This is a genomic window from Sedimentimonas flavescens (assembly GCF_025154035.1).
Lineage (GTDB): Bacteria > Pseudomonadota > Alphaproteobacteria > Rhodobacterales > Rhodobacteraceae > Rhodobacter > Rhodobacter flavescens.
On the sequence record NZ_JAOALJ010000001.1, the window covers coordinates 468,805 to 483,393 of the forward strand.

The following is a 14,589-nucleotide window of genomic DNA, read 5'->3' on the forward strand; positions in this document are numbered from 1 at the left end:
ATTAAACTTCTCCGGGCATCATTACGAACAATCCGATCACATCGGTCGGGAGCACCGGCTCCACGCTGACGCGCGAAGCGGAACCGGCCGCGGCGCGAAGACGCGCGTGATCGGCCACCAGCTCTTCGGCACGGCTTTTCGCAAAACTCGCGAGAGGTCCAGAAAGAAGAGCCGCCAGATCGGACCTCGCGGCCTCGATCATCCGGTCCCTTGCGACTGGAGCCAGATCGGCCGTCGCAGGGGTATTCAACAACTCTCGAGCGGCGTCCCCTGACGCGATGACGCTGCCCCCCTGCAGGGCCACCAGCGCGGCCTCCTCTGCCAGCAGCAGCCGTTCCTTGCGGGCATGGATGGTCAACTTGTAACGTATCCTCAAAAGTACCAGGCGGGTCAGTGCAGGGACCGCCGTCGACGGCCATGCGCCGACACGGCCAATGCCCAGGTCGGGAAGCGCCTCCGCATCAAGTGAGGCCTCAAGAAGGCTCTCGGCAAGCGATGCGGTCAGCGGATGGGTCCGCGTCAGAAGCGAGGCGCCCGAGGGCGCGGGCTCGGCAGTGGCGAGCCTTACTGATTTCTCGAGTCCACGTTGTTCCAGCTTTTCTCTCAAGCTGTCCTGAAGCGCATGCACATGTGCCAGGAACACCGAGCGCTTTTTCTCGAGAGGCACACCAAACCGGGACATGGCGCGCTCAACGAATAGCTGTGCGTCATCCGGCGAGCCCAGGAGAGCCTTGGCCTTGGTCCACTCAGGAGCAACTTCTGCAGGCTTCATCGCATTCTGTGCGAAGCGCGCACGAGACTTTTTCTCGTTTTCACTGGCATCCCGCCAACGTGCCTCCATCGCGTGCGAACCATCGTCGAGCCGCAAGTCCAATGTCAGCTGCTTGTGCCCCCCACGACGCAACATCATCGCCGCCATCAGGGCATCGGTCACGGGGCCGCGCTCGTCTGGCAAGGGCACCGTAACGCCGGTTGCCTTGCGAATTTCCGCGGCCTTTCTCAAGATGACATCGAGCACCGCACCATCGATGGCGCTTTCCGGAGAGTACATCATGATGGACCGGACCAATTCAGCCGGCTGGCCAAAGCGATCGACCCTTCCCTCTCGTTGCTGATGCCGGGTCGGGTTCCACGACAGGTCGTAATGCACGACCGTATCGAACAGCTGCTGAAGGTTGATCCCCTCCGAAAGGCAATCGGTCGCGACAAGAATACGCTGAACAGCTTGGCTGTCGTCTTCGATGGCCATTTCCGCAACGCGGTCCCGACGTTCATCCGGCGTCAGTTCTCCCGTCACGGATGCGATGTTCAACTTCGGAAACGCCTTGCGCAACCCGTCTTTGACGTGCTCAGCGGTCGCGAGATATCGGCAAAACACCACCGGGTTGGCCCCAGCCTTGATCAGTGGCTTCAGGGCGCTGATCAGTGCATCAAGTTTCGGGTCCGGCTTGTTGAGGAGGTCCGATGCTTGGTGCAGCAGGCCCTGGAGGGCGGGATCGTTCGTAAAGATCGTGTTCGGTTCAACGTCGACGGCGTCCTCGTCATCGCCGTCTTCGTCATAGATTTGCGGCTCCAGACGTTCCGCTTCATTGTTGGCGCGGTTCCTGAGGGCGCTGAGTGCTGCGGCGGGAGAAGACCCCACGCAGCGCATCAAGGCGAGCGTGCCCCAGAATGCCAGTCGCTGATCCTTCTTGTGATCTCCTGCTTTTGAGACGACTGACAGGCAGTAATCCAGGACCGCTTCCTGGAACCCCAGATGATCTACCGACAGGCGATATGGAAATTCCCGGGTCTCGTGCTTAGGGAATGAGCGGTTTTCGTCCCAGTCGCCCTCGATCAGGTCCACACGCCGACGCTGCACGAAATGTCGCGCGAGACGCTCACGGTACTTCGTGCTGTCAAAGTTCATCGAGGCAAACTCCGGATCGATCAACGACAACAGGCGCCCAAACGCTTCCTCGTCTCCAGAGTGCGGTGTCGCTGTCAGCATGATGATCCGCCGTTCCGCGTCCTTCGCGAGCCCCCGCAACAAGTCGAAGCGTTGTTGCTTGCCCTTGTGCGTCCCGACGCAAGCATGCGCCTCATCGACAATGACGAAATCGGGACAGGACCGCGCAAAGCCTTCTCGGCGCTTCTCGGCCTTTATGTAGTCGAGGCTGACAACCGTGAAGGGATAGGCATCGAAAAGGGTCTGCGCGAGTGGCAGATTGCGCTCGAGCCGCGCGGCGGTGCCTGAGGTCACGGGGACCGCGTCGATCCCGAACCGGTCCTTGAGCTCGATGATCCATTGATCCACCAGGTGCGGCGGGCACAGCACCGAGAAGGCATCGAGTTCACCGCGGTCCATGAATTCGCGCAGGATGAGCCCCGCCTCGATCGTCTTGCCGATCCCGACATCATCCGCGATCAACAGGCGCGGGACTTGCAGGCGGAGGGCCATCAGCAGCGGGACGAGCTGATAGGTCCGAGGCTCAAACGCAAGTTGCGCAGCAGATCGAAAAGGACCCGCGCCGCGCCGCAGTGTGAGGCGCAAGGCATCTGCAAGCAGTGCGGCCTTGGCCTGGACGGTCGATCTTGCATCGTCGGGCAGATCAAATCTTGCCGCCTCGACGCTTGAAATCTCGAGCGCCGGATCAAGCAGGACAACGTCGTTTTCATTGCCTGAAAGCGGGCGCAGGGCAAGCACCCCAGGCCGCGGCGATGGCAGCGCGACCCACTCACGCCCGCGGGCACGCACCAGATCGCCAGGAGCAAAGTTCAGCGTCATGGCTTACCCTTTCAGAAGCGTCACAAGTTCATCCGGAACACCGCCATCCGGTTCCGCGGGCAGGTTGACCAGCTCCCACCCTTTGCCAGAAGCGTCCATGACCATTTCAGGCGAAATGCTCTGGACGGTCGCGGCCACCCCATGGCTGCGCCAGGCGAATTCCACCTCAACTCCCGCAAATTTGGCGGGCAGCGTGTCGGGGGGTGGCAACCCAGCGTCGTCAAAGGCTCTGAGCCACGGAGAAGACGTTCCATCAACGGCTGAGCGTGCTTCCAATATGGTCGTACCCCGTGCCAGATCGATCAACAGCTGGGCGACTTCCGCGCTGCTTCGATCGATCTTCTCATGGTCCGGCTGGTTGAAATAAGACAACAGGCATCGATAACAGCCACGGATACAGGCTTCGCCCTCCTTTTCGGTGAGCAGGCTCGCATCGCCGGCGGAGATCGCCGCCTCGATGTTTTCGAAATGCATGAGTGCGAGTGCCGTTCGAGCGACTTCCCCGACAGCCTTGGGGTCGTCGATCAGGCGGGTCAGAACCCCAGCACCGCCTTCTGTGGCTTCGTAGGCAAGTATCGCGCGGCGGTTATCGCGCGCCGGCAGCGGCTCGCCTAGGATTTCTCCTTCCTCGAGCTGATAGACGACCTCGATGCCCCGCATGAGCGCGTGCTGGACGGTCGTGATCGTTTCAGGTTCGAACTTCTCCGGCGACTTGAAGCGGAACAGCAGAGCGTTCTTTCTGTCCCGGACGATCGGCACGATCCGAACCGGCTTGACGACATCAGGCGGGGTTTCAGTTTCCGCGTCTTCGTCTTCCGACTTCGCCCAATAGCCCGTCCTTGGGTCGATATTGAAGCCCAGAACGGTCTGATCCTTGCGTCGTTTCAAGCCCTTGTTGAGGCGGCTGATCTCCGCACTATTGGCATATTGAAGCGCCAACAGTGATGTTTCGCCACATTTGAACTCTGCATTCGTGACCTGTAGCTGACCATCCTTTCGCGGCCAGGCGAAGATGGTCTGGATGTCGAACCCCTGGCGCACCCTTTCCTCATCGTTGGCCGTGATGCGCTCGATCGGAGCAGCCTCCACGTTGTCGATCCGCAGCGTACGCTTCACCGGGACCTCGCCGGCCATATGTGTATCACAGCCATGGCAACGCTCGACCTCGCCCTCATGGCAAGCCCCGCAATTCGGGCAGATGTATATGTCCTTCGTCGCGAGCTCCGACCCGTCGCCTTGGCGGACTTCTGGGGGAAGCTTCGCCTTCATCACGCGATACGCGCGCCCCTCGTGATAGATGAGGCTTCTCGGGCCAAACTCGGATATCGCCAGAAAACGCGCCCGCGACAGGAAAGAGCCGCTTTTACCCTCTCCCGGCACGAAGGCATACAAGGGCAATCGTGGGAAGTTGTAGCCTGGCAGGAACCCTTCGGTCGCGAGGTACCGGTAGGAGTAGAAATCCGAACCGTTCGACGCCTTGCCTTGCTCCAGGATCGCAAGCTGATCGCTGGCCTGCATCTGCGCGGCTTTGATCTTACGACGATCGGCAGCGGAAAGCCCCGTGATTTCCGAACGTGCATTCGCCTCTGCCAACTGATTACGCGCAGAATTGTAGAGCTCACGCCAGCGATCAAACGCGCGGTCGAACGCCTTGGGTGCCGTCATGGCAACCTGCAGCAGGAACTCTTCCGGATCGCCCATCCAGGTCGGCGCTGCCGTGCTTTCCCCGGCCAGGATTTGCGCAAGTACGCGCTTCATCGGCACGCGTGCACGCGAAACGAGATCAGTCCGTGATATCACGGCAAGAATTTCCTCCTTCAGAGGATATCCAGCACCGGTAAGATCAAGAATTTCGGGAATGTCCGCGGCAAGGGCAAGCCGGGTCTCGGCAAGCCACACCGCATGCAGGTGTGAGCGAACGAGCTCCTCATTTGTGATGTCAAGCGCGGGCGGACGCACCACGCCCGCGACCATATCGTTGCGGCGCGCAAAGAAGTACTGATCATGGGGAGAACCGGATGCGCAATAGGTGAACACAACTGCGGCCTGGCCAGAGCGCCCAGCGCGCCCCGCACGTTGCGCATAATTTGCCGGTGTCGGCGGAACGTTGCGCAAGTAGACAGCATTCAAGGCTGAGATATCGACACCAAGCTCCATCGTCGGCGAACAAAAGAGCGCGGGAAGAAACTGGTCACTTTCACCCGTTGCGGCGATTTCCGAGCGGTACTCCGATGTGCCGAGATTCTGCTGATCGTCGTCTTCGAACCGGAAGCGCCACTCGCGCCATTCACGCTGTTTCTGGGACACCTGTGCCGTGTGCTCCCGACCTTCCAGACCCCAATACGCGCTTCGGCCCGAGCCTAGCTCATCGGCGATCGACGCATAGAGATCGTGGAAATACCGGTTTCCACGCTTGGTCTCGTCCTTCAGAGCAGCACCGGGGACCAGGCGAACAGATGAGGGCCGCAGACGCCAGCCCACCACGTCGGCATCCAGATGAACGGGAACGACCAATCCCTCGTCTGCCAGCAGGGCAAGCAGCCGGTCGATGAACTCAAGGTAATCCTGCTTGCCGAGCTTGGTCCCGATGACACTGCGCTTGTTGATCAGGCGAGCAATCCGGGAATTGTGACCTGCACGCAGGAAGGTTTGTTCTTCGCGCAAGCCGACGACACCCTTGCCCGGCGCACGTGGAAGGAGGCAAGACCAGCTTCTTGGATTTTCCTTGGCATCAATCGCCCAGGGCGAGCGCAACAGGGATCGGGACTTCTGCGCCACACCGTCGAGAACGGCGAGGTCAAGAGCTTCGGTATTGACCGCCAGCCCCTCCAGCATCGCTCCGAGCAGTTTTTTCAAGACGTCGCAGCGCTGGTCCTCGGAGAGATCTCCAAGCTCGGGAAGAACCGTCATCAGCCTTTCGCGATCCCCTGCAATTTCCTTCACACCGACGAAGTCGACGTCGAGCAGGTTTAGGACAAACAGGCTTGGATTGGTGTACCGCCAACCGCGCCGAAGGTCGGTCCAGACGCGATGCGCCAGAACTTTCGCCAGGGCTCTCTGGGCATCATCTCGAATGACTGCACCCGCGGACGGTTCGAGCATCCAGTGCGCACGGGCATCCGCATTCGACGATGTGAACCCCAGCGCCCTCACCACTCTCAAACCGAACTCGTCCTCGCTCAGGCCCTCCTCGCCGGCGCTGATGATCGCACGCAGGATCGCGCCGCGCAGAAGGCTGACGAACAGAAAGTCATTGAAATGCCCTGCCTGTAGCGCTGCGTCCTGGCGGTTGTCGGTGAACCCGAGCAGTTTTCGCTTGGTTTTCGGAACCCCGCTCTCCGGGTGGTTCATCCATTCAAGTGCGCTTGCGACGAGAAGTGTTGTTGCTGAACTTCTACCTTCACCTGAGAGACCCGCGAGCTTGCTGCGCTCGCGCATCCCCTGGTTTGGCTCATCCAGACAGCAAAGGCAGAACGCGAACTTCCCCGGGATGAACCAGAAATCTCGCCCGCCGGCACCATGCTTGCCATCTGGGGTGATGACATAGGAAACAGGTGCGCGTTTCTTGCGATAAGAACGCAGGCGCTCCACCCCGTTTCGCTCTTCCCGCCAGCTCTCCGGGTAGCCGTCCAGCTCTCCGTTGAAGGCAAACTCCAGATCGCCCTCTGGGATCGGGCAGAGGTATCCCGCGACGTCATCGTCCTCCTCAGCCTCGAGCGGGGTATCGTCGATGTTGCGTGGCAGGAAGCGAATGTGGCCGTCATCCTCGGTCTTCGTGACGACATGGTATTCATGCCCACAGCCGCGGCAGAAACGGGTTGGATACAAACGATTGCCGGGCGCGTCGGGGTCCTCGAGCTGCCCCTCAAAGAGAACGGTCCGAGGGCGCTCTGCCAGGGTCGTGAAGATTTCCCCCGCACCCGAAATGAACCTGTGCAGCTTGAAAGCGAGAAAGGCTCCGTCCCCAGAGCCACCACGATGCTTCTCGGGAAGGCTCACGCGGGTCAGAAAAGCTTCCAACCTCTCTCTGCAATGTTCGGCGGCAACGCCGCTATCGGCGGCGAGCAGGGCCACCGCATCCTCAAAGGGAATGGGTTTCTTGCGTTTTAGCTCCAACCCATCATCGAGCCCCAGAGCGAGTTCCGCCCACACGGCCAGCGGATGTCGTCTTAGGGTCCCGTCATCTAGCACATCCGGCAGTGGGCCATTCAGCGTCGACGCCAATCTCGCTTTTGCGCGCTCCAGGTCTATCGTGTCATCGGTTGCACGTTGCAAAGCCTCATCGATGACTGCGTCTGGACCGATTTCCGAGCCAAACAGGCGCGTCGCCACCTTTGCAACGGCAAGCGCCCTGCTCTCGTCAGAGCCCTCTGAAGCCATCGTCGCTGAGGTTCCGATGCAAATCGGGGCTTTCTCCGGCGCGCACCGGTCTCTCAGCCTTCGGACGAGAACGGCAACGTCAGCGCCCTGGCGCCCACGGTAGGTGTGAAGTTCGTCGAGAATGATGAACTCCAGACCGGCAGCATTGTTGATAACCTGCGTATCGAGAGCGTCCTGGCGCGTGAGCAAAAGCTCGGCCATCATGTAGTTGGTCAGAAGGATATCCGGCGGATTGGCGGCGATCCTCTGTCGTTCTTCCTGGCTTTCCTGGCCCGTGTAGCGTTTGACCACCGGCTTGAGGCGATCCGGCAGACCGGATTGGCTGATGAACTTGTCGATCTCCTTCATCTGGCTGTTTGCCAGGGCGTTCATGGGATAGATAATGATGGCCCGGGTCTTGCGCGGCTTTCCTGCGCGCAGAGCGCGGATAATCGCATCGACTACGGGAACGAAAAAGCACAGCGATTTACCTGAACCGGTTCCCGTCGTGACGACGTAGCTCTTGCTGGATTTCGCCTTCGCGATCGCTTCGGCCTGGTGGCGATGAAAGCGCAACGGCACCTCACCGAACCGGAACACCTGACCAGTACCCTCATCCAGGTCACCAGATGCAACGAGTTCATTTACGGATGGCCCCGCGAGAAACCTTGGGTTTAGCGAGAGAAGCGCATCCGGCCAAAAGCGACCGGCATCATATTCCGCGTCAATACGCTTGCTGAGATCATCGGAACGGATCGAGCTGAACGAGCGAGAAAAGCGCTCGTAGGAACCGACGAGATGATGGTCAAACTCAAATGCTTTCATCGAAATGCCTGCTAGATGCGTAGGAGCATGGTTTCTTCAGAGACGTACACCTTGAAACACGCATCCCTTGGCGGCCTTGCAGCCGAATGACCTTGAGGTGCCCTAGTGCCCGGCGCCGCGACAAGCGCCGTTTCTCTCGCGCGCATAATTTCCCCATCGGTTGTACAATCGACCAGAAAATCACTCACAGGATGCTGACCGTTTGATTGACTTTGGCGCAGTTATGCCGAGGGAGCAATGGGTTAATGTCCAGTCTCTCCCGTTTCCAAGCTCAGCAACGAACTGTGGCTGAGAGCCATGAGCGCAGTAGTTTTGCAAGAGCAAGCGAACCTGATCCGCACGACCATCCGCGAGGTGCTCGATGATCTCGCGCAGCCAGATGTCCAACTCGAAGCTAGCGCTGAAATTGATGGGCTCACCGATCCTGAAGCGGGCGGTGGAGACGGCGCCAAAGGTGCTGCGCCCACCACCGGAACTGATGATCGGCGTTTAGGCGGATCAGAGCCGACGGCTGAGCTCTGAGACCCGCGCCGAACCCGGGCAATGGCGCACGAGCCGGGCCGAATATCAGCGCGGGATCTTGGAAGCGATCTCGGACGCCTCGACCGAAACGGTGATCATCATGTCCTCCGCCCAGGTCGGCAAGATTGCGGTGTTGAACAACGCCTGCGGTTATCACATCGATCAGGATCCTGCGCTTATCATGGCGGTGATGCCGACCCAGCGCGATGCGGAAACCTAGTCGAAGGACTGCTTCTCACCGAAGGCCCGTGACACGCCCTGCCTCCAAGGTAAAATCGCCGATCTACGAGCCGTTCATGGGTTCGGGCGCTACGCTGATCGCGGCGGAAACCACGGGCCGCGTCGGCCACGGCATCGAGCTGAACCCGGCCGATGTCGATGCGGCCGTCCAGCGCAGGCAGAAATTCACCGGGAAACAGGCCGTCCTCGACGGGGATGGAACGCCCCACGACGACCTCTAGACCAAAGATCGCTGAGAGATGGATGACCTGGCTTTACCTTCCGCAGGCCTGCCTGACGGAACAGGCGACGAATGCCTCTTCGGCCTCTCGCTCTGCTCCTGCGCTGCTAGGATTGCTGTTGGCTAACATCGGAGAAGTTTCAGCTACCGCCAGTCGAAACTAGTTGCAGCGAAGCGTCCCGAAACTATCGGTTCGGCACGTGGTCCCGTTGCTACCGCGCGTTGTACCAAAGCTATCGGTCCGCCAGCTATTGCCTTTATTGTCCCGCGTAGTGCCAAAGCTGTCCGTCCTATAGGTCGAGCCATCACTCCCGCGCGTGGTGCCAAAGCTGTCGGTTCGCCAACTATTGCCATTGTTGTCACGAGTGGTTCCGAAGCTGTCTGTCCGGTAGGTCGTTCCATCGCTGCAACGCGTGGTCCCAAAGCTATCTGTTCTGCATGTAAGCGACTGAGCCGAAACTGAATTAGTGAGGCCCGACAAAATCTCGAGCGCAAAAACTACGCCGACAATACGGAAGAACATTCAATTCGCCTTTTTCCAATAATTTTATACCGTTAAGCTATCAGAGGCTCAGCCGCCGGGCAAGACATAGTATCCATGTGTCGACCCCGTGCGCTGGCTCGGGTGAGAGGTCGAGTGGCGGGAACCAGACGGAACTGCTGCGGCTCTGGCCGACGCCCAGGGCGACCGCCGACGAGAACCGGCAGACGAAACCGTCGCCGTCGCAGGAAGCGGGGCAGCGAAGGATGGACCTCGCGACGACGGCCGCGATGTGGCCGACGCCACAGAGCGACAGCCTTCGGAGCTAGGGCGGCTACCGGCACGACGAGAAAGGTCTCAACCGGATGGCGCGGGGTTGACCGACGCCAAAGGCAACGGACGGCAACAATCCGAGCGCGGGCAAACACCAGACCCGGACTTCACCCATGCCAGTCAGATTTGGATGACGCCGACGGCGCGGGATCACCAGGACGGGGCAACGACGCTGGCATATAGGCCGGTGAACGGCATGCTTGGCCGCCAGATCCTAGTGACGCGGATGGCTGGGCGCGATGCCTCCGATGCGCGCCGGACCTTGAACCCGCTGTTCGTCGAGGCGCTGATGGGCTGGCCCACCGGGTGGACCGGCTTGGCCTCTGTGGTAACGGCGTCGTTCCCTTGGTTGCGGCGCATGCGCTTAAAACTCTGGCAGCTCAACTGCTGGCCGATGGATGTTGCAGCGGCGTGAAGCAGTCCCGCCTCATGTCGCTGGTCGAAGCCGTCACCAACGTGATCGTAGGCTACGGCATTACGGTGGTCACGCGAATCCTGATCTTCCCGAACTTCGGTCTGCACACGACGCTGGCGCAGAACCTGAAGACGGGTGCGGTGTTCACCGTGGTGAGCATGGTGCGGTCCTTCGCCTTGCGGCGGATGTTCGAGGCGATCCGGATTGGGTCAAACAAAAAGCCTTGGCCTTTGAAGGCCGTGGCAAAGCATTATCGTGACTGATCGCACACTCGATACTTAGCGTCTTCCCATCTGACGACACGAAATATACCCAATGCGCTCTTCGCACTTCCAGATCCGTCGCGCATAACGAACCACAAAGTACCAGTTCTGACTGCTATCGTTGATCCACTGCGACGCCAGAATCTCTCCGTCCGCCAAAATTGTTTCCCCATTGATGGAAGGATCAAAGCCTAAGGCTAATCTTTCTTGAGCTGTCACTGGAGATGCGACAATCAGCATCGCGAGGACGAGAAGGTACTTTGTCATAGAGCGGTTCCTTTATTCTTTAGGACATTTCTTTCATTGGCCTAAACATTCTCAGAATCCTGAAGTCAATCTGAGATTGGCTGTATTGCTCGGTTGCGTAAGCTGCACACGCGCCCCCGGTTTTCGACTTTCTCCGAGGTCACCTCGAGCCCTAGCTTCTTCTTCAGCGCCCCTGCCATCGCGCCGCGCACCGTGTGCGACCGCCAGCCTGTCGCGGCCATGATTTCCTCAATGGTCACGCCGTCCGGCGCGCGCAGCATGGCGATCAGCGTGGCCTGCTTGGTGCCCTCGCGTGGCGTGCGCGTCTTGGGTGCGGGTTCGCGGGCGGCATTGGTGTCCGGTTCGATGCCGATGGCGGCAAGTCCCGCATCGGTGGCAACCCAGCGTGACGCCGTGGCCGTCGCCGGTCTCGCGCCAGACGGGCTCGCCCTTGCGCATGTCTGCTTGGACCTATTCGAGGAAGCCGTTCGCGAGCATCGCGCCAACGATCTTCGCGGCGGAGCCGCCCCGCAGGCTCTCGGGCAGCGGCAGGGCGATGTGCTCGGGCCGCTGTGCGGCGGCGCTGAGGATGATGGCTTGGGCATCGGAAAGCTGGGTCATGGCAGGCTCCGCGAGGTCCATCGCTCTTGTAGGATCAGCTTCGCTCTGCCGGAGCACATCATCCAGTATAATCTCTGCAATTACATGGCTTTAATCCGATCGCGCGGATCATCTCATGTCGTCAGCCTCGCAACCCATCGGCGTGATCGCGCGGCTCCTCGATCTGCCGGAACGCCGGGTCCAGCAGCTGAGCCGCGAGGGCGTGATCCCGAAGGCAAAGCGCGGCCAATACGACCTGATCGGTTCCGTGCGCGGCTATTTCCGCTATCTGCGCGATCAGGCGACGAAGGCGCAGGCCGGTGCGCCGGACTACGCGGACGAGCGGGCGCGCTTAATTCCGGCGCGGGCTGATCTTGCCGGGATGGAAGCCGAGGAAAAGCGCGGCGCGCTGATTGCCGCCGAGCAGATCAAGGCCGCCTGGACCCCATCCTGGCGCTTCTGAGACCCGCTTGCTCGCGCCGCCGGACCGGTTGGCGCCGCAGGCTTTTGAACAATCAACCATCGGAGACACCCGGAAGCCGTACACCTTACTTGAACGGCGGCGCGCAGGGTTGTGCAAATACGGGGCGTCCCACTTTGCAACGCATGAACGCCCCATGACAGGACGTGCAGTCGATGCATGGCAAGGCGCCATCATTTGAGTGGACAGCGAGCTGACCGGGCCGGCCGAGCGAAGGAACTCGCGGGAACGATTACTGAGACAGGCGGTAAAGGAAGCCTTGTCGATCACCTTCTTGGGGTGCCACACAAGCGACTAAATCAGTGGTTACGCCCTAGACATTGAAATGCAGCGTGCGGTTCACCACAGCGCATTGATCGCGCCGTGAACAGCGCCAGAAAAAGGTAAATTCGACAATGAAATTTGACACCACACGGAAACGCATTTGGATTGTTCTTGCTGGCCTGTGGATACTGCTGTCGCTTGTCCTGTCTGGCCCCTTCTCTCACGTTATGCTTGGCGACGAAGAGATAATTCACATGCTGTTCTCCTTCGTGTTTCTTGCCCTCTCGCCCTTCATCGCCGTCATTCACGACTGGGTTTTTCCGGGCGCAAGATACCGATGGTTTCACCTCGCCGTCATTACGCTCGCTTCGGGCTTCTTGTGTTTCGTCGCCAGTCACGCGCGGAGCGGTGAAGAGGTTGCGATGACCATCATCATCTTATGGTGGGGCGTGTTTTCGGTGGCCTACGGGCTCACAGGCGACCCGAACGGCGGAAAAATGCCACTTAGGTTCGGCCATCTCAATTTGATCTGGCTGTGGGGCATTGTGAGCGCGACCACCGCGATGTTCGGCGGCATCGTGGTAGGCTTCTCGGTCAACCAAGATTTTGGACCGTTGTTAGGTCAGCTTGCTGGCCTCACCATCTGGGCCGTGGCTTGGTACGGGATCAGGCGTGAAAAGCCCCAACTCTACAGATGGCGCAATTTCTTGTTCGTTCTCATAGCAGCCAACTGGAGTGGTATTTGGGCGTCTTTCGGCTCACCGAGTGGGTATCTTCTCGGGTTGATCGTGCTTCTGTTCGGCATAGCGATTTTCGTCATCCCGCGCCCGAAAGAGCTTCAACTCACGCGTGACGTGACTTGAAGCAAGCGATGCTCGGACCGAGAGAGGGCTGCCACCGGACCTGAAACAGTCCTCCGCCCGACGTCAATCCGTCGGGCGGAGTGACCCGAAGTCAGCGTCATCGCCCAGTCATCAACTCGACTAGCGCGCGACCCATAGTTTCAGTTCGATCTGCTCTGCGACCTCGACGAGCCCTTGCGGCCCTTTTCCGCGAAGTTCGAGGTCCATCGCGCGATGGCTGACTGGGTATTCGCGCGCAATGGAGCTCAGCAAGAAACCCTGAACGCCAAGAGTCTGCCCGCGTGCAACGCGCCCCAGAAGCACTTCCATCTGCTTCAAGGCGACAGCACGTTTCAAGGCCCGTTCGGTCATGGCGCGTGCAAGGGTCCGCTTCAAGAATTCGGTCTGGGCGGTTTCGTCAAACTTTGGCGGGATGTTTTGTTGCATCGTCATTCCCCCATCCGAGCCAAGCTGCAGAGGAGCGGAGAATTGATCCCCCGGACCGTGTTCCTGATACGTAAAATGGCGAACATGGCTTTAACCCTATAATTGCCTCATCTTTGGCCGCATCTTCCCGGAGGAGACCACCTTGCTGGGAAAGCAGGTTGGTGTGGGCATGAACCCAACTCTTGATGCAGGTCTCCTCGATACCGAACGCCGTCATTGAAATCAATAGGTAACGAGGCACGGATCAGCTTGTGCGCTGCCCATCGTCCCGGGTAAAATTGACATGAGCTTGAAAAAGAACGCAGGAAATTCAAGGTAATGACGAGCACAACGGGGCATGGAGGCAAGCGCGAGGGGGCCGGGCGACCGAAGGGCTCCCGGATGCGGCGCAGTGATGCCTTGGCTGAGAAGATCGTTGCGGCTGGACTGTGCCCGGTCGATGCCTTGATCCGCCTCGCGGAGCGCGCCGAGAATGAGGGCGATCTTGGCCAGGCGATCGGAGCCTGGAAGAGCATACTGCCTTACATCTATCCCAGACCGAAGAGCGTGGAGTTCGCGGCTGACGAGGTGGTAGAACTCGCCCGAGACCTCGCGATGGCCCGCGTTGAAGTCTTGCGCACCGACACGAACTTTGATCACGTCGCGCTTCTCGAGCGCTTCCTGAAAGACGACATCGCCGCGCCCTGAACGATGGGAGCCAAGTCTTCTCAAACATCGGGGGGAAGAGGCGCGACGCGACGCGCGCCAGACGACCTTCCACCAATTGGGGTTCTACCCAACACCCGCGGGGAGATCACATCCTGCGTTGGTGTAGGCAACTTTCAGCCATATGAAGCGCTGAAATTGCTCGTTCATCTCCGTCCATGATAGGCGCAAAGATAGATGAACCGCATAAAATTCGCTTTAATTCAATATGTTAAACAACATCCACATCATTTGAACCAGCACCATAGGACAATATGGTAGCGCAGATGGCAGCACACGCACTGCAGCTTGGACCAAACCCCAAGTCTTTACGCTCCAAAGGTGCTCGGGCAGCGTACCCAGTGGCTGCGGCTCGGACACGATAGTCACCACGCAGGAGGGGCTAAAGGTCGCAATTATAACGCAGGGCGGCAAACGGAGCAGTCCATCGTAGGATCGACGCGTGCTAGATCGTCAAGACCTCTGGGACTGCTGGCAGCCCTTGAGGAGGCCCAGCCGATGCGCATCGCCTTGATAGGGTACTAATTTCGGGGAAGAAGGGTAGTCGAGGGTAGTTTTCTTGGCAGATCCACCCCGATA

At 59.7% G+C, this 14,589-nt stretch carries 11 protein-coding genes, 1 pseudogene and 1 riboswitch; of the genes and pseudogenes, 8 read left to right on the top strand and 4 right to left on the bottom strand.

The features are described from left to right. Nucleotide 1: 1 nt before the first annotated feature. Both N3C64_RS02260 and N3C64_RS02265 read right to left on the bottom strand, forming a co-directional pair. Nucleotides 2-2,767 (bottom strand): DEAD/DEAH box helicase, encoded by a 2,766-nt coding sequence (locus N3C64_RS02260; protein ID WP_260011401.1) that lies wholly within the window; start codon nucleotides 2,765-2,767, stop codon nucleotides 2-4. Between the two features lie 3 nt (nucleotides 2,768-2,770). Continuing rightward, a complete protein-coding gene (locus N3C64_RS02265; protein ID WP_260011404.1) occupies nucleotides 2,771-7,951 on the bottom strand; it encodes a DEAD/DEAH box helicase family protein in 5,181 nt (1,726 codons plus the stop codon). 297 nt (nucleotides 7,952-8,248) lie between these two features. Between N3C64_RS02265 and N3C64_RS02270 the strand changes: the two genes are divergently transcribed. From N3C64_RS02270 to N3C64_RS02290, 5 genes are all read left to right on the top strand, one after another. Beyond that, the gene (locus N3C64_RS02270; protein WP_260011406.1) at nucleotides 8,249-8,473 is read left to right on the top strand and encodes a hypothetical protein; all 225 of its coding nucleotides are present in this window, start codon (nucleotides 8,249-8,251) and stop codon (nucleotides 8,471-8,473) included. Next, nucleotides 8,463-8,693, top strand: coding sequence for a phage terminase large subunit family protein (locus tag N3C64_RS02275; protein ID WP_260011814.1), 231 nt, complete (start codon nucleotides 8,463-8,465; stop codon nucleotides 8,691-8,693). Before N3C64_RS02270 ends, N3C64_RS02275 begins: the two co-directional genes overlap by 11 nt. Nucleotides 8,694-8,721: 28 nt before the next feature. Next, complete coding sequence (locus tag N3C64_RS02280) at nucleotides 8,722-8,934, top strand: hypothetical protein (RefSeq protein ID WP_375546089.1); 213 nt, start codon at nucleotides 8,722-8,724, stop codon at nucleotides 8,932-8,934. A gap of 856 nt (nucleotides 8,935-9,790) precedes the next feature. After that, nucleotides 9,791-10,162, top strand: coding sequence for a hypothetical protein (locus N3C64_RS02285; protein ID WP_260011408.1), 372 nt, complete (start codon nucleotides 9,791-9,793; stop codon nucleotides 10,160-10,162). After that, nucleotides 10,159-10,425, top strand: coding sequence for a DUF7220 family protein (locus tag N3C64_RS02290; protein ID WP_260011414.1), 267 nt, complete (start codon nucleotides 10,159-10,161; stop codon nucleotides 10,423-10,425). Before N3C64_RS02285 ends, N3C64_RS02290 begins: the two co-directional genes overlap by 4 nt. 332 nt (nucleotides 10,426-10,757) lie before the next feature. Here the strand turns inward: N3C64_RS02290 and N3C64_RS02295 are convergent. Continuing rightward, nucleotides 10,758-11,292 (bottom strand): annotated as a pseudogene (locus N3C64_RS02295) (DUF3489 domain-containing protein). Nucleotides 11,293-11,407: 115 nt separating this feature from the next. Between N3C64_RS02295 and N3C64_RS02300 the strand changes: the two are divergent. Continuing rightward, nucleotides 11,408-11,734, top strand: coding sequence for a hypothetical protein (locus tag N3C64_RS02300; RefSeq protein ID WP_260011417.1), 327 nt, complete (start codon nucleotides 11,408-11,410; stop codon nucleotides 11,732-11,734). Between the two features lie 413 nt (nucleotides 11,735-12,147). After that, nucleotides 12,148-12,879 carry a hypothetical protein gene (locus N3C64_RS02305; protein WP_260011419.1) on the top strand — a complete coding sequence of 244 codons (732 nt, stop codon included), beginning with the start codon at nucleotides 12,148-12,150 and terminating at the stop codon, nucleotides 12,877-12,879. Nucleotides 12,880-12,999: 120 nt separating this feature from the next. On the opposite strand, the gene N3C64_RS02310 is transcribed toward N3C64_RS02305, so the two are convergent. Further along, on the bottom strand, nucleotides 13,000-13,311 hold the full coding sequence (locus tag N3C64_RS02310; RefSeq protein WP_260011421.1) for a hypothetical protein: 312 nt from the start codon (nucleotides 13,309-13,311) through the stop codon (nucleotides 13,000-13,002). Nucleotides 13,312-13,393: 82 nt separating this feature from the next. Continuing rightward, nucleotides 13,394-13,499: riboswitch (SAM-I-IV-variant riboswitch) on the bottom strand. A gap of 124 nt (nucleotides 13,500-13,623) precedes the next feature. On the opposite strand from N3C64_RS02310, the gene N3C64_RS02315 reads away from it, so the two are divergent. After that, entirely contained in the window at nucleotides 13,624-13,992 is a 369-nt protein-coding gene (locus N3C64_RS02315; RefSeq protein WP_260011422.1) for a hypothetical protein, read from the top strand. Nucleotides 13,993-14,589 lie beyond the last annotated feature (597 nt).

Coding starts and splice junctions, on each gene's coding strand:
- N3C64_RS02260 (WP_260011401.1), bottom strand. CDS start 2,767: ATGACGCTGAACTTTGCTCCTGGCGATCTGGTGCGTGCCCGCGGGCGT.
- N3C64_RS02315 (WP_260011422.1), top strand. CDS start 13,624: ATGACGAGCACAACGGGGCATGGAGGCAAGCGCGAGGGGGCCGGGCGA.
- N3C64_RS02305 (WP_260011419.1), top strand. CDS start 12,148: ATGAAATTTGACACCACACGGAAACGCATTTGGATTGTTCTTGCTGGC.
- N3C64_RS02270 (WP_260011406.1), top strand. CDS start 8,249: ATGAGCGCAGTAGTTTTGCAAGAGCAAGCGAACCTGATCCGCACGACC.
- N3C64_RS02300 (WP_260011417.1), top strand. CDS start 11,408: ATGTCGTCAGCCTCGCAACCCATCGGCGTGATCGCGCGGCTCCTCGAT.
- N3C64_RS02310 (WP_260011421.1), bottom strand. CDS start 13,311: ATGACGATGCAACAAAACATCCCGCCAAAGTTTGACGAAACCGCCCAG.
- N3C64_RS02265 (WP_260011404.1), bottom strand. CDS start 7,951: ATGAAAGCATTTGAGTTTGACCATCATCTCGTCGGTTCCTACGAGCGC.